At 59.1% G+C, this 19,618-nt stretch carries 19 protein-coding genes; 13 read left to right on the forward strand and 6 right to left on the reverse strand.

Features of this window, described 5'->3' with window-relative positions:
- Positions 1-33 precede the first annotated feature (33 nt).
- The 7 genes from JJB74_RS15435 (at position 34) to JJB74_RS15465 (ending at position 7,841) form a co-directional block, all read left to right on the forward strand.
- The gene (locus JJB74_RS15435) at positions 34-1,320 is read left to right on the forward strand and encodes a DUF7146 domain-containing protein (RefSeq protein WP_200592987.1); all 1,287 of its coding nucleotides are present in this window, start codon (positions 34-36) and stop codon (positions 1,318-1,320) included.
- Between the two features lie 304 nt (positions 1,321-1,624).
- Positions 1,625-4,498 (forward strand): ribonucleoside-diphosphate reductase subunit alpha, encoded by a 2,874-nt coding sequence (locus JJB74_RS15440; RefSeq protein WP_325170133.1) that lies wholly within the window; start codon positions 1,625-1,627, stop codon positions 4,496-4,498.
- 84 nt (positions 4,499-4,582) lie between these two features.
- A complete protein-coding gene (locus JJB74_RS15445) occupies positions 4,583-5,725 on the forward strand; it encodes a ribonucleotide-diphosphate reductase subunit beta (protein ID WP_200592990.1) in 1,143 nt (380 codons plus the stop codon).
- 403 nt (positions 5,726-6,128) lie between these two features.
- Positions 6,129-6,356: a hypothetical protein gene (locus tag JJB74_RS15450; RefSeq protein ID WP_200592993.1), complete on the forward strand. Its 228-nt coding sequence runs from the start codon at positions 6,129-6,131 to the stop codon at positions 6,354-6,356.
- Between the two features lie 137 nt (positions 6,357-6,493).
- Positions 6,494-6,913: a hypothetical protein gene (locus tag JJB74_RS15455; RefSeq protein ID WP_200592995.1), complete on the forward strand. Its 420-nt coding sequence runs from the start codon at positions 6,494-6,496 to the stop codon at positions 6,911-6,913.
- 150 nt (positions 6,914-7,063) lie between these two features.
- Positions 7,064-7,537, forward strand: a complete 474-nt coding sequence (locus JJB74_RS15460) for an outer membrane lipoprotein (RefSeq protein ID WP_200592997.1) — start codon at positions 7,064-7,066, stop codon at positions 7,535-7,537.
- Between the two features lie 61 nt (positions 7,538-7,598).
- Positions 7,599-7,841 (forward strand): hypothetical protein, encoded by a 243-nt coding sequence (locus tag JJB74_RS15465; RefSeq protein ID WP_200592999.1) that lies wholly within the window; start codon positions 7,599-7,601, stop codon positions 7,839-7,841.
- A gap of 92 nt (positions 7,842-7,933) precedes the next feature.
- Here JJB74_RS15465 and JJB74_RS15470 read toward each other — a convergent pair whose 3' ends face one another.
- The 3 genes from JJB74_RS15470 to JJB74_RS15480 are packed head-to-tail and all read right to left on the reverse strand — an operon-like array spanning position 7,934 to position 9,934.
- On the reverse strand, positions 7,934-8,476 hold the full coding sequence (locus JJB74_RS15470; protein WP_200593001.1) for a FlhC family transcriptional regulator: 543 nt from the start codon (positions 8,474-8,476) through the stop codon (positions 7,934-7,936).
- 14 nt (positions 8,477-8,490) lie between these two features.
- Positions 8,491-8,856, reverse strand: a complete 366-nt coding sequence (locus JJB74_RS15475) for a hypothetical protein (RefSeq protein WP_200593003.1) — start codon at positions 8,854-8,856, stop codon at positions 8,491-8,493.
- A 1-nt stretch (position 8,857) separates the two neighbouring features.
- Complete coding sequence (locus JJB74_RS15480; RefSeq protein ID WP_234484207.1) at positions 8,858-9,934, reverse strand: coiled-coil domain-containing protein; 1,077 nt, start codon at positions 9,932-9,934, stop codon at positions 8,858-8,860.
- A gap of 514 nt (positions 9,935-10,448) precedes the next feature.
- On the opposite strand from JJB74_RS15480, the gene JJB74_RS15485 reads away from it, so the two are divergent.
- The 5 genes from JJB74_RS15485 to JJB74_RS15505 all read left to right on the forward strand — a co-directional run bounded on the left by JJB74_RS15485 (position 10,449) and on the right by JJB74_RS15505 (position 15,881).
- Entirely contained in the window at positions 10,449-11,294 is an 846-nt protein-coding gene (locus tag JJB74_RS15485) for a helix-turn-helix domain-containing protein (protein WP_200593006.1), read from the forward strand.
- Between the two features lie 244 nt (positions 11,295-11,538).
- Positions 11,539-12,807, forward strand: coding sequence for a TraI domain-containing protein (locus JJB74_RS15490; RefSeq protein ID WP_200593008.1), 1,269 nt, complete (start codon positions 11,539-11,541; stop codon positions 12,805-12,807).
- Positions 12,808-12,820: 13 nt separating this feature from the next.
- Positions 12,821-14,716, forward strand: coding sequence for a conjugative transfer system coupling protein TraD (gene traD / locus JJB74_RS15495; RefSeq protein WP_200593020.1), 1,896 nt, complete (start codon positions 12,821-12,823; stop codon positions 14,714-14,716).
- Positions 14,713-15,240 carry a hypothetical protein gene (locus JJB74_RS15500; protein WP_200593022.1) on the forward strand — a complete coding sequence of 176 codons (528 nt, stop codon included), beginning with the start codon at positions 14,713-14,715 and terminating at the stop codon, positions 15,238-15,240. The genes traD and JJB74_RS15500 overlap by 4 nt, the downstream gene beginning before the upstream one ends.
- Positions 15,240-15,881 (forward strand): DUF4400 domain-containing protein, encoded by a 642-nt coding sequence (locus JJB74_RS15505; protein ID WP_200593024.1) that lies wholly within the window; start codon positions 15,240-15,242, stop codon positions 15,879-15,881. The genes JJB74_RS15500 and JJB74_RS15505 overlap by 1 nt, the downstream gene beginning before the upstream one ends.
- Here the strand turns inward: JJB74_RS15505 and JJB74_RS15510 are convergent.
- On the reverse strand, positions 15,859-16,383 hold the full coding sequence (locus JJB74_RS15510) for a hypothetical protein (protein ID WP_200593026.1): 525 nt from the start codon (positions 16,381-16,383) through the stop codon (positions 15,859-15,861). The genes JJB74_RS15505 and JJB74_RS15510 overlap by 23 nt on opposite strands.
- Before the next feature lie 91 nt (positions 16,384-16,474).
- Entirely contained in the window at positions 16,475-17,290 is an 816-nt protein-coding gene (locus JJB74_RS15515; RefSeq protein WP_200593028.1) for a hypothetical protein, read from the reverse strand.
- A gap of 117 nt (positions 17,291-17,407) precedes the next feature.
- Here JJB74_RS15515 and JJB74_RS15520 point away from each other — a divergent pair, with 117 nt between their 5' ends.
- Positions 17,408-17,674, forward strand: a complete 267-nt coding sequence (locus JJB74_RS15520) for a hypothetical protein (protein WP_200593030.1) — start codon at positions 17,408-17,410, stop codon at positions 17,672-17,674.
- Here JJB74_RS15520 and JJB74_RS15525 read toward each other — a convergent pair.
- Positions 17,628-19,616: a helicase-related protein gene (locus tag JJB74_RS15525; RefSeq protein ID WP_200593032.1), complete on the reverse strand. Its 1,989-nt coding sequence runs from the start codon at positions 19,614-19,616 to the stop codon at positions 17,628-17,630. The genes JJB74_RS15520 and JJB74_RS15525 overlap by 47 nt on opposite strands.
- Positions 19,617-19,618 lie beyond the last annotated feature (2 nt).

The following is a 19,618-nucleotide window of genomic DNA, read 5'->3' on the forward strand; positions in this document are numbered from 1 at the left end:
TTGTTAGCGCCGGTTTCCCGGCAAGGAGGCAAGATGGAAGCAAAATACAATCAGCAGCAGGACAGAAAAAGGGACGACAACGAACGGCTCGACTTCACGTCGTTCGACTGGTACAGCGTGCTGCCCCAGTTCGGCGTCGATCCGCGCTACCTCACCAAAAAGCACGGCCCCTGCCCGCTTTGCGCAATCAATGGCGCAGGCGGCAAAGCCGGCACGAACAAGGACCGCTTCAGGTTCGACAACAAGTTCTTGATGGGGAATTACTGGTGCCAGACATGCGGCCCCGGCAATGCGTGGAACCTGATGCTGGCCTGCTCTGGCTTGCCCGAATCCGAAATCATGGATCGCCTGCGCAAGATCAAGGGCTTTCAGCCGGTGGACTCTGTCGCCCGCCCTGTCGCTCCTGTTCGCGTCGATGCGGAATTGACAGAGAAAGAAGTCGCGCAGAACCGAAAGCGGCTAAAGCAGGCCGAGTCCGGCGCGCGCGCCATCAAGCCAGGCGACCCGGTGTGGCAATACCTGTCCAAGCGGGTACCGGGCGGCGATCTGCGCCGACTGTCCCCGTATATCCGCTTCAATCCCTCGATGGAGTTCTACGAGGACGAAGTGGTCAAGGTAGGGCCGGATCGGTACGACACCAAGTCAGTATGCCGAGGCCGCTTTCCGGTGATGCTCGCCAAGGTCATCGACAGCGAGCGCAAAGGCGTGACGATGCATCGCACTTACCTGACCCCTCAGGGCGAGAAGGCGCCATTTGAGATGGTCAAAAAGCAGATGGCAGGAATTCGCAAGCTCAAGGGCGAAGCCATTCCCGTATGCGAGACGCCGGGCAGCCGTGTGTTGGGTGTGTGCGAAGGCATCGAGACGGCATGGGCCGTGGCAACCGCCTACCGCTACAGCATCAATGTCTGGGCCCTCCTGAACTGCGTCAACCTGAGCGTTGCGGACATACCGGACGGGAAATTCGACAAGGTCATCATATTTGCCGACCACGATAAAATCGATCCTGTGACCGGCCACCGACCCGGCGAGCACCGCGCCGCGATGCTCAAGGAAAAGCTCGAGGCCCGTGGCATTGCCTGCGAAATCCGCAAGCCACCCAAGGAAGGCACCGACTTTGCCGACGAATGGATGGCGTTCTACCTCGCCCGCAAGGCGACGCGCCCTTACATCGAACAGCAGGCCAAAGGAAGCGATGCCGACCGCAGGCAGGAGCAATCATCCCGTCCCGCATCGGCCGCGCCGCCAATAGCGGAAAACCCGCGACGGTCCTACCCGGCTCCCAACAGCGCCCGGGAAACCCATTCCAGATATCGCTGAGGCCGACTTGTCGTCTTCCGTGAAATGCTGGCAAACGTAGCTGCCGATTGCACCCGCACCGGCAGTCCGATCGTGAAACCATATAACCGAGTCTGCACCCACGCTTCTCGCGTGGGCGGCAGGCCGCCGCAAAGCAGTCCGTCTTCATTGCCACACCGGCCCCACCCGCGGCAGAAGTCCATCAGGCGCACCACCGCAAGGATGTTTCTCAAAGCGACCGCTTTGGAAAGCCTCTTTGGCTGGAGTGATTTTTCGCTGCCGAGCAATCGGCACAGGAACCAGGGCGACGCACTTCGCGCCGCTCGTGAACCGAAACGACAAGGCAAGCCATCTGGCGTGCCGCAACCAACACCCAACGAGGAAAATCATGAATCTCGCCGAAATCAACGAACTGATGAAACAACGTCTTGTCCTGAAGCGCGACGGCAATGCCGTGCCCTTCACCGCCGACAAGATCCGCGCCGCGATCACGGTGGCCTTCCTGAAAAACGAAAAGGGCGAGCCCTGGACGTCGGGCAAGACCGCCCTCTCGCAGGCCGAACATGAAACCGTGGACGGCCTGACCGTTCAGGTCTGCGCCGCACTGTCGCGCAAGAACGATGCGACGCTGCACATCGAAGACATTCAGGACCAGGTGGAACTGGCGCTGATGCGCTCCGGCGAGCACGATGTCGCCCGCGCCTATGTGCTGTACCGCGAAAAGCAAAAGCAGAAGCGCCAACCGGCAGTCGTTGCGCCCGAAGGCATTCCCGAGATCCTGCTCAACACCGGCGTGCCGCTCGACTATGCATTCGTCAAGCGCCTGGTCGACCTTGCTTGCGTCGGTCTGCCGTCCGCCGATGCCGACGCCGTCGTGCGCGAGGCCTACAAGAACGTCTACAACGGCGTGCCGATGGCCGAAGTGCTCAAGAGCCTCCTGCTGGCCAGCCGCACGATGATGGAAAAGGATCCGGACTACGACAAAGTCACTGCCCGCCTGCTGCTGCATACGGTCAGAACCGAAGTCTTCGGCCTTGAAGTCACGCAGGACGAAGCGCAGCAAGCGTACGAGAAGGCATTCGCGCTGCTGATTCACAAGGGCATCGCCGCGGGGCGCATTGCTCCTTTCATGGCCGAGTTCGATCTGGACCGGCTGGCGAAGGCGCTGGTGGCGGAACGCGACCTGCAGTACGGCTACATCGGCCTGCAGACGCTGTATGACCGCTACTTCTTGCACCACGATGGAGTCCGCTTCGAGCTGCCGCAAAGTTTCCTGATGCGCGTGGCAATGGGGCTGGCATCCAAGGAAGTCCATCGCGAAGAGCGGGCCATCGAGTTCTATAACCTGCTGTCGTCCTTCGACTTCATGAGCAGCACCCCGACGCTGTTCAATTCCGGCACGCCGCGCCCGCAACTGTCGTCGTGCTTCTTGACGACGGTATCCGACGACCTCGAAGGCATCTACGATTCGATCAAGGACAATGCCCTGCTGGCCAAGTTCTCCGGCGGCCTGGGCAACGACTGGACCCCAGTGCGCGCGCTCGGCTCGCACATCAGGGGCACCAACGGCAATTCGCAAGGTGTCGTGCCGTTCCTGAAAGTGGTCAACGACACCGCTGTGGCAGTCAACCAGGGTGGAAAAAGGGCCGGGGCGGTTTGCTCGTACCTGGAAACCTGGCATCTGGACATCGAGGAGTTTCTCGACCTACGCAAGAACACGGGCGACGACCGCCGCCGCACCCACGACATGAATACGGCGAACTGGATTCCCGACCTGTTCATGAAGCGGGTGATGGAAAAAGGCGAGTGGACGCTGTTCACGCCGTCCGAGGTGCCGGACCTGCATGACCTGTACGGCCGCAAGTTCGAAGCCGCGTATGAAGCCTATGAAGCCAAGGCCGAGCGCGGTGAGATCCGGTTGTTCAAGAAGGTTCAGGCACTCGACCTGTGGCGCAAGATGCTTTCCATGATCTTCGAAACGGGCCATCCCTGGATCACGTTCAAGGACCCCTGCAACATTCGTTCCCCGCAGCAGCACGCGGGCGTCGTGCATAGTTCCAACCTGTGCACGGAAATCACCCTCAACACCAGTTCGGACGAAATCGCGGTCTGCAATCTGGGTTCGGTCAACCTTCCCGCCCACATCAAGGACGGCCGGCTCGACCTCGTCAAACTGCGCAAAACCGTGAGCACGGCCATGCGCATGCTCGACAACGTCATCGACATCAACTACTACGGCGTCGACAAGGCGCGCAACAGCAACATGCGGCATCGGCCGGTGGCTCTCGGCATGATGGGCTTTCACGAGTTCCTATACGCATTGCGCGTGCCCTACGCTTCGGAAGAAGCGGTGCGGCTCGCCGATGAGACGGCTGAGGCGGTGTGCTACTACGCCTACCTCGCCTCAACGGAACTGGCGGAAGAGCGTGGACGGTACGAGTCGTATGCCGGTTCGCTGTGGGATCTCGGCATCCTGCCGATTGATTCCATCGCAATGCTCGCAAACCAGCGTGACGAAGGCCATCTGCAGCTCGACACCAAGAGCTACGGCGGCATGGATTGGGAACTCGTGCGTGCACGCATCCGCTGGCACGGGATGCGCAATTCCAACTGCGTAGCGATCGCTCCGACGGCAACGATTTCCAACATCGTTGGCGTGTCGGCTTCGATCGACCCGACCTACCAGCAGCTGTACGTGAAGAGCAACATGAGTGGTGAGTTCACGGACATCAATGCGTACCTGGTGCGCGACCTGAAAGAGCGCGGTCTGTGGGACGAAGTGATGGTTTCGGATCTGAAGTATTTCGACGGCAGCCTCGCGAAAATCGAGCGTGTGCCGGCGGATCTGAAGCTGCTCTACGCCACCGCGTTCGAGATCGAGCCGCATTGGCTGATCGAGGCCGCGGCACGGCGCCAGAAATGGATTGACCAGGCGCAGTCGCTCAACATCTACATGGCGGGTGCGTCGGGCAAGAAGCTGGACGAAACCTACAAACTGGCATGGCTGCGCGGCCTCAAGACCACGTATTACCTGCGCACCATCGGCGCCACGCATTCAGAGAAATCGACCTCGCGCCCCGGCACGCTCAATGCAGTCGCACCCGCGATCGCAACGCCCGTTGCAGAGGAAGCCGCAGGACCGGTGTGCACGCTGCGCCCCGGCGATGACGGATTTTCCGCATGTGATGCATGTCAGTGAATCAACTATTCGTTACAATTCAACTTAACCATTAAGAGAGCCGCGCCCTTCGGGGTGCGGCGCTACCCAACAAGGAGCAACATCATGCAAGCGAATACCCTCTCGTGGGACGACGACGCCGCTTCCCTTCCTTCCGGCCAAGCCGCTGCACCCGCCATCAGTACGATTGTCGCCGCTGCGGTACCGTCGCCGGCAGCGGCCAACAGCGAACGTCGTGTCAACGCAGCCGACAAACGCATCATCAATGGCGCCACCGACGTCAACCAGCTCGTACCTTTCAAGTATAAGTGGGCATGGGACAAGTACCTCGCCGGCTGCGCCAATCACTGGATGCCGCAGGAAATCAACATGCAGCGCGACATCGAGCTCTGGAAGAACCCGAACGGCCTGACGGATGATGAGCGTCGCCTCGTCAAACGCAACCTCGGCTTTTTCGTCACCGCCGATTCACTGGCGGCCAACAACATCGTGCTGGGCACCTACCGGCATATCACCGCGCCGGAATGCCGCCAGTACCTGCTGCGCCAGGCGTTCGAGGAAGCGATCCACACGCATGCGTATCAGTACATCGTGGAGTCGCTGGGGCTGGATGAAAGCGAAATCTTCAATGCGTACCATGAGGTCGCGTCAATCCGAGACAAAGATGAATTCCTTATCCCGTTCATCGATACGCTGACCGATCCGGCCTTCACGACCGGAACCGTGGAAAACGATCAGAAGCTGTTGAAGTCATTGATCGTGTTCGCGTGCCTGATGGAAGGCCTGTTCTTCTATGTCGGCTTTACGCAGATCCTCGCGCTGGGCCGGCAGAACAAGATGATGGGCGCGGCGGAGCAATATCAGTACATCCTGCGCGACGAATCGATGCACTGCAATTTCGGCATCGACCTCATCAACACGGTCAAGCTGGAAAATCCGCACCTGTGGTCCAACGAGTTCAAGGAGGAAATCAAAGCCCTGTTTCATCGGGCCGTCGAACTCGAGTATCGCTATGCGGAAGACACCATGCCACGCGGCGTGCTGGGCCTGAATGCTCCGATGTTCAAAGGCTACCTGCGCTTCATCGCAAACCGCCGCGCGCAGCAGATCGGTCTCGATACCATGTTTGCGCAGGAGGAAAACCCCTTCCCCTGGATGAGCGAAATGATCGATCTGAAGAAGGAGCGAAACTTTTTCGAAACACGCGTCATCGAGTACCAAACGGGTGGAAGTCTGAACTGGGACTGAAAAAAATAAAGTGTGAGATTCGACCTGTTCGAAATCACATGCTTGGCCAGCAAGGCGTCAATCCCGAAGAAAAGTATGTAATGCCCTCGCTCCTCCCGCACTGCGGGAGGAGTTTTTTTTTGGGGCGCGCATATCGCGCCACTGCCACGTGGCTCTATCCGAGAAAAACTTCTTGTTGGCTGCAACATGAAAGTTTATAGTTCTAGGTGCCGCTACGCGGCAGGTTCACCCGCAAAGCACCACCCTCCCTGCAATCTTATAGAGAGTCATACCAGCGAAATCTTATCTCCCGCTGGCATGCCAAGACACTCTGTCGTCTTTCCCGTACCCGTACCGGAAAGCCGTCACACCAACGGTCTCCGTTTTCGAACGCCGCTACGCGGCATCTATGGAGACGCTTGAAATGCAAACCGAAACCAACGCACGGAGCATAGGCGCAGCTGCTGCAGCAACTTTCGCGGCTTTCTTCATCTGCGGTCTGCTCCAGTCCTTCGGCTTCACGCCGAAGATGCAATCGATCGGCACCTTCGTATCGTTCCTCGTTTGGTATGGCATGGTCCATACCGCGACGATGGCTGTACAGAAGCGCCGTCTGGCTCATGCGCATGTGCGCGTGGCCAGAGCAAGATAGTCCGTTCCGGCGTTGCGTATGCAGCGTCGGATCCCCTCCAAATCGACATGCTTTACCCGACGCTGTGGCGCCCGGTAAGGCTGAAACAGCCTTCTTCCTCTTTTCAACCACCGCTACGCGGTAAAGAGGAGCTCGTTATGAAAAGCCAACAGTCGCAAAATCACGGCCTGATGTACTACGTGGCGTATGGTTTTCTGTTCATCCCAATCACGGTTTGCACTGCAGGTCCGAGACTGGTATGGATGGCTGGCTATACGCTGATGAAGTGGCTGGGCATTGCGCTGTACATGACATGGAAGCACACGATCTGGAGCTTGCTGCGCTTGACCGTCAGTAAAATCGTCATCCCGGCGATCAAGCATGGCGCGACCGGTTCTCTGCAAGCGATCAAGGCTTTCGGCCCTGTCAGTCTGAAAGCTGCAAGCGATATCGGAAGCTCTACCAAGCAACGCTTCGTCCGCAAGGAAGTAGTGTTGCCCACGCCGTCGATTTTCCAAGGTGGCAGCGTGGCACGCGCTCGTGATTTCGACCTCGGCGCACTTAACAAGCAGTTCTGATCTGTAACGATGCACCCATGATCCTCGGCTTCGTGCCGGGGATCATTCCTCAATTCATGCCGTCTTGCCCATGCCCCACATCGGCAAGCCGAGCTTCGGCGCCTCCTTTTATCCCACCCGCTCAGCGGAAAAACGTAAAGGAGATCCACCATGAAAACCATCGTCACCATCGCCCTGGCACTTGTCGTATCCGTTCTGACTGGCTGCGCCGGAATGCCGATGATGAACGCGCAAAACGCAAACCCGAATGTCTATGGCCGCAATCAGGCAATGGCAGCGGGCTACGTCATCGAAGGCACCGTCGTTCAGGTCCGTCATGTCACGATCGCAGGATCGGGCAGCGGGCAGACCTACGGCGCCATTGCAGGCGGCGCAGCTGGTCTCTGGCTGGGTCGCAATACGTCCGGCGCTGTTCGCGCGCTGACCACGATCGCCGGCGCATTTGGCGGTTCTGAAGTCGGCCGCCGCGTCACCGCGTCGCAAGGCGAAGAAATCATCGTGCGCTTGGTCGACGGCACGAACAAAGTGATCGTGCAGGAACCCGGCGCGATCAATGCACAAGTTGGCGAACGTGTTGCAGTGCTGATCAACGGCAGCCAAACGCGCATCGTCAGCCGCATGTAGACCTCGCCCCGCCTGCTCCCTCTCCAGGGACGGCGGGGCTTTTTTATTTGTCGGGGTAGAAATGGCGAAGAAAACTATTGAGCAAGCAGAGCGCGCATTCGAGGACAGCGTGCGCGATTCGTTTTTGCGGGACCGAGAACTCAGGGCGTTGCAGACAGCAGCGCAAGAGGCGCTGGCGGCGTTGTATGCGCGTCAGGATGAACTTGTCAGGCAGGCCAAGGCAGAGCAGTACATCACGGGTTCGACGAATCTTGAGGATTGGCTCGCGTCGATCCGGATGCGCGTCGAGCTTCCGCGGCTTTAGTTTGCCCAAGAAAGCGCGGCGAGGACCGGGGCGCCGGAACGAAAAAAAACCTCCCGACACATCGAGAGGTTTTCGGACCGCAAGGAACGGGCTTATTTGTCGCAGCCGCAGTCATAGCTGACGTGGTGCGCCGCGACCAAGTGCGGCACCCGGCAGCGCCGACACGACATGATCTTCAAGTTGTCGTGATCGAAGGTGGTCGCAGCGCCGGTCGTAATTTGGCGCCAATTGCGCTCGAATCCCTTGCCGATCAACAGGTGCAAACGCTCGCCGGTCAGTTCATTGTCGGTGTCAGCGACCTGAGCGCCAAGCACTTGCCGGTACAGCTTATAAGCCAGCAGGAAGGCAATTCCGTTGGGATTGGGATGACGGCCTTCCCACGCATTGCGGTACATGACGTACCAGAGGCAGAGAGCCGCGCCGTGCATGCGTCGGGTTTTGCTTTGCAAGAACCATTGATGGTAGGTTGGCGTCTGGCCGCTGGACGACTGCTTGCCGGTGACGCGGCGGAAAGTCTCCCGGGAGTCGGCGGGTTTCGTGCCGGCGACCTCGGAGATAGTGACTGCGCGCATTCCCATGCCGGCAAGCGCCTGGCCGATTGCGAGTTTGGCTGCGTAGACATCGCTGGTTTTCATCACTGCTCTCCCGGTTAGACCTGTTTGAGGGGTAAGGCATTTCCGAATGCGCGCATCACGATCGGAAAAAGTTTGTCTTGGCTGTAGCCGCCTGCGGCGACCAAGTCGGCGACCGCCGACACCATCTCGTGCCGCAGTTCGAAGATCGGCACGCCGGTTTGAAACAGCGGCAGCATCTTGAGCTTGGGGATGTTGCTGAATTGCTGGAGCATTTCCGCATCCACGCCGAACAGCGCCGGACCGAGCGGATCATTACTGGCGGCGATTGCGCGAACCGCTTCCCATACCGCCTGATTGGCCTTCTCGATCAGATTGCGGGTAGCTGCCTGCGTGTCGAGCGCGAACTGCGAAGCCTGCGATGTGTTGATAGGGCTGCCCATGTCACGCTCCTTGGAGTTGTTCGCCGGCGATCGTCAGCGCCTTGCCAAGTGCATGGATGGCGGCCTTGATTTCGGGGTCGGATTCGGTCAGAGAAGCCAGCAACGGGCGGGGAAACATCATCAGCAGCTCTTCAACCCGCTCCTGCAGCCTTTCGAAGGTGTCGGCGCCGGCGCGCTTGGCTTCGAGGCGCGAACGAACCTGCTCTTCCTGCTGGATAACTGCCTGCAGTTCATCCGACTTGCGACGCAACTCATCGCCCTTGTCGCGCAATTTGCGGTTGATGTCTTCGACTGCTTCCTGGACGCTTGTGTATCCCGCAGGCGGGACTTCCTTTTCGACGATGGTCTCAGTCGGCTTGACAGACTTGAGCCGGTCTTCCAGCGCCGCATATTCTTCAGCTAACGCGTCTTTCTCCGCGCGGAGATTCACTAAGCTCTCGGCCTGGCTCTCCGCCTGCAACCGCAACCGGGCGGTGTCAGATTGGTGCCTCTCTTCGGCGTCGCGCGCACGACGCCGTTCGAGGTCGAGCTCGGCGTTGAGCGCCGCGACGCTGGTATCGCTTTCCTTTTTACGCTGCTCGAGCAAGTCGCGCACCATTGCTTCAGTCACTTTGCCGGTCTTCGACATTTCACGGAGCTGGTCGACCACTTCGGTATCGGTGTCGTCGGCGAGCATCAACAGCGCAGACTTGGAAAAGTTCTGGATCTGGCCCGGATGGAACTTGCCATCGGCTTCGCTGAAATGCGCATCCAGCACGCGGTGTATCTTGAACATGCGCTCAACGCGCTTGCGATTCAGGCCGAAGGTCTCATCGGCAAACTTATAGAAGCGCTCCTTGCCGAGGATGTCCAACATGATTTGCAGGTTTTCGGCCATCACATACATATTCGCGGTGATTGCCTGATTGGCCTGCGCAACCATGTGCGCTGCGGTGATGAGCGACCCATACTGGTCTGGCGTGAGGTCCGACAGGTTAATCGATGAGGTGTTGATTGCTTCGCGATGCCGCCGGATGACGGTTCCGTCACGGGACAACAGTTCAGTGTTCTGCGTGTCGAGTGCGAGTGATGCGGACATGGAAATTCTCCAATGGGTTGTAGACTCGTTGGAAGAATTGGGCTACGGGCGCTTGCCGTGCAGACCAATTCTCCTACTGGTACCTCGATTGACAGAGAGAAACGTTTAATTCGCGCTTCCTTCTACTCATTGCTCTGGCGCTATCCATTCTTTGTGTCGCGTTTTCGTCTGCCTGCTGGTCCCTGTTTCAAGTTTTTCTACGAGCGCTCCCGGCCGCACATACATCAACTCGCCGTTCTTCCTATGGGCAACATATCGAACTCTTGCTGCCTGGGGCCGGACAGTCACCCCAATTGCTCTGTTTTTCCCGTCCGCTTTCGGCAAGTATTCTCCATTTTTCGTCTTGTGGCAACGTTGTTTCGCATTAATGTGCGTTTTTTTATCCACGAAAAGACGCGATCCCGCTCCTAAAATGACTAGTTGCTAACTCTTTCTAAAAACGATTGCTCGGTTAGCGCCTTTCTTTTTGGCGCACGGTAAAATGTCGCTTCGTCTGGGAAAACTTTTAGAGAGCATGAACATGGCCGACATTCAAAAAACCAAGAATCCGATCACGGAAAACATCCGTGCCTTGATGCTGAAAAAGGGCGTGCCGAAAAAAGAACATTCCCGCGAAGTCGCGCGCATCCTTGGTCTCTCGGTCAGTCAGGCTTATAAGAAGTTCTCCGGGATGGCAGACTGGTCAATGGCGCAAATCCGCTGTATCGAAAAGGAATATGGGCAGCGTATCGGCGAACAAAGCGATTCGCCCGACGATCTCCGGTCCCAGACCGTGGACGTCACGCTGTACATGGGTTCGGAAGAAGTGCCTGCCTTCGCGGTGATCGGCCCGCTGGCGCTGTCGCGCCAACCCAAGGAATTCGTCGCCGTCGGCGGCGCTGGCAACTGGAAGGTCATGCGTGCGGAAGCCGTGCCGCCGGCCGAAGCGTTCTACTCGATCAAGTTCTTGGAGATCGAACTGCCGGAAGCCCGCCATTTTTCCGTGGCCATTCTGGACGACGATCGCGCGATGGCCGATACCATCGCAGAGTTTCTCAATGCCAGCGGCACATACGAGGCGACGGCGTTCTATTCCCTCGATTCGCTCGACAAGGCGCTTGAGGATGAGCAGTACGACGCATACATACTCGACTGGAAAATCGGAAGCAAGACTTCGGAATCGCTTATCCAGAAGATCCGCGTTGGCGCCAATTCGGACGCGACCGTGTATCTGCTGACCGGACAGGTCGACACCGACCGCGAAGACGACATCGTGCGAATCCAGCGTGCCTACAAGGCGCATTATTTGGAGAAGCCAGTTCGCATGAAAATGCTGGCGGTGCAGATCGCCATGGATCTGGAAGCGCCGAAGGCCGGTTGAGGCGTTTGAGTTAAATTTGAGATGGATACGTGGGAAATATGCATCTAATTTTCCGCGTTACCATGTACGCTATGCGCAAAATCAATGACTTAGCGCCGTAGCTTCTGGACAGTCTGTCCAAGATTCGTGCGCAGATGCGTAATGCTGCCGTGAATCGCACGGCGGATGTCGTCCCATCAAATCCTCACGGTTTTCCCCTTCCATTCAGGTTTGTCCAGGCAGTCCCATTGGACAAACTTGATTCATGGACGACTTTCTTCAGCCCGTTTCCCCCGCTTCGCTATTTGCGTCTTCCGCGCAGCAGATCGATGAAATCCGTACTGCCGCGGGATTCACCAAGGCGCAGTTCGATGCCGCCTTCATGCCACTACTGCACGAGTACGCATGCCAGGTGCAGCAGCTTCCCTTGTCGACAAAGGTCTATCGTGAACCGGGTGGCGCATGGTCTTTTGGCCTGTTCGTATCGGTGCTCACGCTGCGGGTTTCCGCCACACGCATGTTCTTTCCCACGCTGGATTCGACACAGCGCCGAACGCTCGAAGTGCAAGCTCGCTTCGCCGCGTTCGCCGCCGGCCTCGCTTCGGGCGTCGCCGTACTCGCGCAGAATGTCGCGCTGTCGAGCCGCGATGGCGGATACCACCCTCTCTCGGCGACCGGCAGTCTGCGTGACTGGCTTGCCGCCGCGCGCGAGCCCAGATTCGCGTGGACCACCAACGAACCCCCTCTAAGCCCGACGGAATGCGCCGCTGTTGCCGCGCGCTTCATTCCCGGTAGGCTCGTGCAGGTATTCGACATGCGCATCGTTCGCATGATTTACAACGCGATCTATCCGCAGGCGGCACCGAACGCGCTGGAAACGACACTGGGCCGGGTAGTACGAGAATCAATCGACGCGTGTGCGAATTACTATCTCGAGAAGGCGGAGGCGACGTACGACAAGCAACAGCAACAGATTGCCTTGCCCACGGCGACCGAAGCGAACCGGCTCGCAAGCGATATGGCAGAGGAGGCATCGGGCGAGATCGTAGCCAACCCTCTAGACGCGCCGGACGCACTGCCCGCACCGCCTGCACCTACAGCTTCATCTGCGCCAGCTGCGCCGGCCACGCCGGCCACGCCGCATCCGGGCGACGCTGCTTCAGGCGGGAGCGCCTTTCTGGCCAAGCATAACCTGAAGCTCAAATCGGCCCTGACTGCTGCGCCTGTGCCCGAGGAACAAAGCGCCCCTGCGCTCACGCATGAAGCGCTGCTCGCCGCAGCCGACCCGGCGCTGCAGGACTGGTTCCGCGCGCTTCGCACCCATGAGAAATTCGACCGCTTAGCGCAGCAGCTGAAAATGACTGAAGACGGCATCGAGGTACCGAGCTCGCTCATCGGCAGTTTGGGACTGAACCTGACCACTGTGCTGACATTGATGGAAGCGGCGGGGATGATCGTGCGGCGCGGTAAGGGAGGTCAGCACGTCTATCTACACACCGCGTTGCAGCCGCTCTTTTTCGACAACGACGCCTGACTCGGAGAGCGCCATGCCCCGCACCTATAACGACCTGTTCCGCCCGGCTTTCGAGACCCCGGCGTGCGCCGGATGGGCGCTGTCCTGTATCGGCCTGGCGGCAACGAATCCACCTTTCTGGCCCCTGTTTGCCGTCGGGTCACTTGGCATGGCCGCGCTGCGCGCCAAGGAAGCCATGGAGCTATACCGCTTCCGCGCATCGATTTCCTCATACCCGGTCGAGGTCCTGCCCAGCCGGGACATGATCCAAATTGCTCGGCGCCATTACGAAGCGCCGCCAGCCGACAAGCAGGCCTTTTTTCTAGGACGCGGCTTTCGCTGGACGCAGCAGCATGCAGAGACGGCGCGCACGATAATGTGGCGCGATCCGGGCGAGCTGCCGACGCTTCCGAAATGGATGCCCAATGCAGTCAAGGCGCGCATCATCCCGAAAAATGCGAAGGCGTTGAAGGAGGAATTCGACGACAACATGATCGGCGTGCGCTGGATCCATGGTCTGGAACCGGAAGAGCAGGAGCTACGTCTGCCGATCGCCGCCTTGCCCGGCCATACCCTTGTGGTCGGCACCACCCGGGCCGGCAAGACCCGTTTATACGAACTGCTCACGACCCAAATCGTTCACCGCGGCAACGTCCTTATCATCCTCGACCCGAAAGGCGACCGGGATTGGGAAAACCGGGTGCGACTGGAGTGCAAGCGCGCCGGTAGGCGCTTCCTCTACTTCCATCCGGCGCATCCCGAGAAGTCCATCCGTATCAATCCCCTGGCGAACTGGAACACACTATCCGAACCTGCAACTCGCATTGGCCAGCTGATCGATGCCGAAGGCACTTTCGCCGCATTTGCATGGAAGACGCTGTTTCGCGTCATGCGCGGCATCATGGCAGACGGCGAGCGCCCGACGATTAAGTCCGCGAAGGAGTATGTACAGCAGGGCATCGAGGAAATGCTCGAGCGGTTGGTGCGCAAGGCGCTGTATGCGCGGGAGGGTGCGAAGTGGGAAAACGATCTGCAAAACTATCAGCAGGCTGCCAAGCCGGCGGGAAAGAAAGGCGCGGCGCCCGCCAACCCTGCTGAAGACCGCTTAAACATGATGATCGCCAAATTCCAGCACCTTGGAATCCAGGATGAGACGATCAGCTCGCTGGTGGCGATGCACAACCACTCCAAAGAGCATTACTCCAAGATGATTCAGGTGCTCGAGCCGATCCTTGAGATGCTCGGCTCCGACGAATTGGGCAAAATGCTCTCCCCGGATCCGCTGGACCTGTCTGACACCCGCCCAATCTATGACACAACGAAGATCATCGAAGAGGACGCGGTGCTGTATGTGGGGCTGGATTCACTTTCGAACAAGACGATAGGCAGCGCGATCGGCTCGATCTTTCTGGCCGACTTCGCGTCGGTGGCCGGCGCGATCTATAACTTCCGCGAGAAGAAGGACATCTACCTCATCGTCGACGAAGCCGCCGAGGTGATGAACGAACAGGCGATCCAGATTCTCAACAAGGGCGGCGGCGCCGGCATCAAAGCATTCATCGCCACGCAGACCATTGCCGACTTCGACGCAGTTTTTGGCGCGGCCGCGCGAACAAAGCAGGCCTTAGGCAACCTGAACAATGTCATCTGCCTTCGCGTCAAAGATCCGGAAATGGCGAAGTGGATCGCCGAGAGCTTCGGCAAGACTAGCGCACGCAACGTCAGCACATCGCAGTCGACCGGCTCGGGCTCCAGCGCGGCCTTCCTCGAATTCAGCGGATCGACGTCGCGCTCTATGTCCGAAACCGAAATTCCGTTTGTTGCACCGGACCTGCTGACGCGCCTGCCGGCGCTACAGTATTTCGCATTCCTGGCAGGAAGTACGCTCTACAAGGGCCGCTTGCCGGTACTTAGTGAGGAGGCGGCATGAAGCCAATGACCCATGAAAAACGCCTGCTGCGCGACCTCGCGCGCGATGCTCACCTGCTGCCGCAACTGCTGCGCATCTGGCGTACCCATCCGCTGCTGCAGCAGATTTCGTGCCGCATGGCAGAGTACATCAGTCTGTATCCGCAGGACGGTGACGGCCATCCGCTGATGCAAACGGCGTTGATCGGTGCGATCTCGGAATACGAGCGTTGCTGCCGGCAGACCGACAGCACGGCCGCGTGTGACGCTTATACCCGAGCGCTCATTGGCACGGCGGAACAGGTGTTCTCGCAAGAGATCTGCGCAGATATCGAGAATGGCACGGTGCGGTGGATGCCGCTGGAGGAATCGGCGACTGCGTTCCTGCAGAAGCATCCGAACGCCACGGTGCATGTGATGCGCTGCCCGCGCTGGCTTTCCCGACGCATGGCGATCTGCGCGATCATCCTGCAGACAGTGCCACATGCCTTGCTGGACGCGATCGCCAGCGACACGATCTTCGATGAACTCTGCGGGACCGCATAATGGCTATCCATCCGGCGGGCATCAAGAACTCGCACACATCGCAACTGGTGTTCTGGACGCTGTTCCTGCCGCTGCTCACGCTCATCTTCCTGCCGCTCTTTCATGTGAGCCCGGACATCGACCCCGCCGAAATCGAGATGGTGCAGCGCGCCGGCGTGCAAATCGATGCGGTCTCGGAAAAAACGCAGGATCAGTTTAAGCGGTGGTTCATCGATACCGGCGCAATGCAAGTCAGCACCGGCTTCTTTCAGGGCAGCGGCGACTATACCGGGCGCACCCAGCTGGTGAGCAACCTTAGCGCCATGGCAAGCGACTGGATGAGAAGCGTATGGGGATTAATCTACAAGTACCTATGGCGGTTGCACGCGCTCGCCTATGTCTATGTCGCGGCAATCACAGCGGTATGCTTGCCAGCACTGGTGGACGGCATCTGCGTGCGTGCGCGAAAGCGATATCAGTTTCAGGCGTCGAATCCGCTTGTCTTCAACGTCTCCACGCACACTGCGGTCATGGTGATCGGCTTGCTTGTCTATATCCCGCTGATCCCATTCGCGCTCACTCCGGTGCCGGTAGCTGCCTTCATGGGATTTCTCGGGCTTGCGCTGTGGTGGGCAGCAGCTAATTTCCAGACCGGGGTTTAGCGAGGCTGTCGAGCACGCGTTTACGACGTACGGCCTGCGCAACGGCCTCATTCCACGTCAACCGCGCATTCGTCTGCGCTTCGATCATGGCGGCTTGAGCGGCAAGCGCCGGCTCACCGTACAACGTTATAAGCTCGGGCATGCCATCTTCAGCCGCGTCGACATGCTCGGATATCGACACCGCACCTGGCTGGAGCGTGGCTTCTTCCCGCGCCACCACCTGCCCGCGCATCCGCGGCCATTGCACGTAAATGCAGGCGCCGGCAAGCAGCATTATGGACGCCGCGATAATGACGCTTTCAGGTGCTGCGAGCTTGCGAGCCACCTGCATGGCGACGACTCCCGGCAGAATGCATATGGCCAGGCGAAGCGCAACTTGATTGTCCATCCGATAAAGCAGGCGCAGCAGCGGTTCGCGGAATTTGTTCATCATGGTCCTCAGTGCAATTTCAAAAATGAAGTGCCAGCATTTCGGCTGGCCTGAGCCGAGTCGGGCGAGCATCTAGGATTGTGCCGAACGCGATCCCGCAATCTTTGGAAATCCTGTACTGAAAGCCGTAGGAATAATCGCAACGTACCGCACTCGACACCTGTTACTCGTCTTCTTTCCGTCCTTGTGTGATCTGTGCAAGCGCCGCTGCAGACCGCTTGACGCTTTGCTTTCTGCGGTCGACTACGTTTTCAAGATCGGTTAGGCGCGGGTCGGTCGTGAAATTGATTTTCCGAAGGATCTGCGCGGCGCGGGAAGCGCTATGTACACCATGCGTCCCCGCACTAACAATCATCTCGACGACATCGGCTCTGCCGCTTAACAAGTCTGTCGCGAATCTAACCATGAGCACGTCAACAATCCGGTTAAGCGACAGGCCCGTGGCCTCGCGAAGAGCCTGTGCCATTTCCAACGTCTCCGGCTTAAGTCGGGCCGACAGGAACGTGAGACGTTGCTTCGTCCAGACGACACCCCACTCTTCTGCCGAAATTTCACGATATCTGCCATACAGCCTGGAGAGCTTTTTCGCATCCAGATTAGGAATAACCTTCTTTGCAACGAGATCGAATTCATTTCGCGTACAGGGGCAAGTTCCGTAGCGCGCACGTACGGCCTCGGCAAGCACGTTCATGATGCCGTGCCGCCTTTTGGAAGGCACTACCGCATCCAACCCGCGCCCAGGCGTAGCGCGCTCCTCGGCTTGTACCTCACGAAATCGACCGTAGAAATGCCGTGCCATTTTATTGCCGGGATGAAGCCGCTCGAAAATTTCCGAAAATTGATCGAGTCCGACCGGATGCGTTCCGAACTTCTCGAGCATGCTTTTTAGCATTGTGCGCACCTGCGTGCGACTTAACGCCCGTTTTGGCACATCGTTCGCGGATGCGTCGCTTGCTTGCCCCTCATTTTGTTTGGTCATAGTTTTCCGCACGAATCGACCTCCTCGAATGGCGACGAAAATCCGCAAGCATTGAACCTGGCGAATTGCGCTACGGGCGCGACCATATTGCATTCCCTGTCGATGAACGAGGTCGCAATGCAAACCCGCAAATTGTCCGGCATGATTCTGTTCCTTGAAGTTGCACTCATAGCTGGCGTTGTTCTTGGCCTGATGGCTGCGGGCGGGTATTTCGAGCCGAAATACGCCTGCATGCTCTCCCGTTCGCAGGAGTCCAACGTCGCCTCGGTGGTTGCCTTGGTACTGATCGCCGGCAGCCTCGCCGGCTTGTCTCCGCTTAACCGCGCGCGCAAGGCAGTCATCGCTGCCTCACAAAGTCTTGCGGGGTCAGCTGGGTCAGCTTGAACGTCGTTTCCGTCACGCCTGTCTGCAACTCGCCCGCGACTTCACCGAAGCCGCGCAGCTTCAAATCTTCTTCGGCCAGCTTGAATCCATTGTTGATGTTCTTAACGATCGTCAGGCGCTGCAACTGCTTCTTGTTAAGCGCCTTCTTGGTGTACATGACGAAGTCGCAATGACCGCCATCGCGTGCTCCCCGTCCGCGGATCTGGTGAAGCTGGAACATCGATAGCCGATCAGGATCGTTGACAACGACCAGTCGCACGCCCGGTGTATCCACACCGACCTCGACTGCCGTGGTCGACATCAGGATCGGCATTGCGCCTTCATGAAATGACTGCAACTGCGCCGCCGCTTCTTCGGCGCGCATCTGGCCGTGCACGAGCGCGACCTTGCCGGGGAAATGCTGCTGCACTTCAGCGTAGGCAACCGTCACGGCGCGCGCGTCTTCCGCCTTGACTTTCGGCTTGCCCTTATCCTTCTTTCCCTTGCCGCCCTTCTTCGGCGCGACGTTTTCGGTGGCCGATACATCGCTCGCAGCTTCCGGTTTCGGCTTGGCCTGATTCACCGACGCATAGACCAGCAGGACCTTCTTTCCGGCGGCAAGCGCGGCACGCATCAGGTCGACCACGATGCTGCGCTTGCTCGCGTCCAGCAGATGCGAGCGTATCTGCCGCGACACCGGCGGGGTCGGGATATTGGCGAGCACACAATCGCCGTAGAGCGCCGAGGCCATTGTCTGCGGGATTGGCGTTGCCGTCGCTTCAAGAAGATGGGTATGGGCAGAGAGCATCTGCAGGCGCTGGCTCTTGGAGAACTTGTGCTGCTCATCGACTACGACCAGGGCCATTTCCGGCCGGTCCTTCGCATGCAGCAGTGCGGTGGTGCCAATCCATACCAGCGCGTCCTCCGGACCCTCGACGATACCTTCGCCCAGATAGCGGCAGGACAGGCCCGGGAAGCGGCGGGTGACGTTGCCGTAGATCTGGCGGGCGACTGCGCCACGCGGCGCCATGATGGCACTACGCATGCCCAGCTTGGCGAAACCAGCGACGATGCATAGGAACGGCAGTGTTTTTCCCGAACCGACGTCGCCATTGATCAGCACCCATTCAGGCTTCGTGCCGGACAGCGCCGGAACAGCCAGTTTCAGGGCCGCGAGCTGTCCAGGGCTCAATTGCTCGGGCTGCGACTGCGCCGCATCCCATACCGCCCGGCGCAGACCGGGCTGCGCGTCAATGACCGCTGTCTCCTGCCGGTTCATTCGGCTGGCCAGCCGCACCTCGTAGACGCACAGACGGCGCGCAATATCCAGTGCCGCACGCGCCTGGCTCATGTCGGCCGGCGCATGGATCGCCAGGAACAGGTCTTTCGTGTCTCCCCAATGTCGCTGCACCATCGCGTCAAGCTGCGGATGCTCCTGCGCCAGCCATTGCGCTGCTCCTCTCACCGCTTGCGTATCCATGGCCGCTGACTGCGCAGCCATCATCACGCGCTCGCCGGCGACCTTTCCGGATACGCCCTTATAATCCGCCCTTGGCTCGGCACGGCAGGTTTCGCGCACCGGATCGGACAACGACAGGCCGGAGTCGGGGAAATAGCGCACCTTGCAGTGAATCGTAAGCACGTCGCCCGGCTCGACGCGCTTCCAGTCGGAGATACTGAACGACTCGCACGGCAATTCGTAGGTGCCGTCGGACAGCACCATCGAAATGATCTGCGGGAACGGGCTGCCCGTTGGCTTGCGGTCGCGTGTCAGGCCTTGCACGCTCACCACGCGGCCACGCACAAGTGCCGTGCCGCCACGCCCCTCTAGTTCGGCAAAATCCGTAACAAGGCGGGAAAGGTCGGTGTACTGATGCGGCAGCAGGTACAGCGCCTGCCACGGCTCGGTCACGCCAAGCTCCGGCACCAGCACGAATTCGGGGGTCAAGTCATTGGGTTTCATAC

This window comes from Noviherbaspirillum pedocola, assembly GCF_016632335.1.
Classification (GTDB): Bacteria; Pseudomonadota; Gammaproteobacteria; order Burkholderiales; family Burkholderiaceae_D; genus Noviherbaspirillum_A; species Noviherbaspirillum_A pedocola.